The 410-nt window shown below is 64.4% G+C and carries 1 protein-coding gene; it reads right to left on the bottom strand.

Annotated elements, in window-relative coordinates:
• On the bottom strand, positions 1–410 hold a 410-nt coding region (locus IMZ11_RS44440), incomplete at both ends, for a radical SAM protein (RefSeq protein ID WP_374463294.1).

Below are 410 nucleotides of genomic sequence, written 5' to 3'. Positions count from 1 at the left end.
GCCCTCGGCATAGCTCGACAGCTCGACGAACTCGTCGGGATGCACCCAGCGTTCCACCGGGTGGTGGCGTGGTGACGGCCGCAGGTACTGGGTGATGGTGACGATGTCGCACCCGGCGTCGTGCAGATCGCGCAACGCGGTGTGCACCTCCTCGATGGTCTCGCCCATACCCAGGATCAGGTTCGATTTGGTGACGAGACCGAAGTCACGGGCCGCGGTGATCACAGCCAGGCTGCGGTCGTAACGGAACGCCGGGCGAATCCGCTTGAAGATGCGCGGCACCGTTTCCACGTTGTGGGCGAACACTTCCGGGCGCGACTCGAACACCTCGGCCAACTGGTCGGCGTTGCCGTTGTAGTCCGGGGCCAACAACTCCACACCGGTGTTCGGGTTCAGCGCATGGATCTGAC

It is taken from the genome of Microtetraspora sp. AC03309 (assembly GCF_020826795.1).
Taxonomy (GTDB): domain Bacteria; phylum Actinomycetota; class Actinomycetes; order Streptosporangiales; family Streptosporangiaceae; genus Microtetraspora; species Microtetraspora glauca.
The sequence above is the reverse complement of the archived record's forward strand: the minus strand, read 5'-3'. Positions and strand labels throughout refer to the sequence as shown.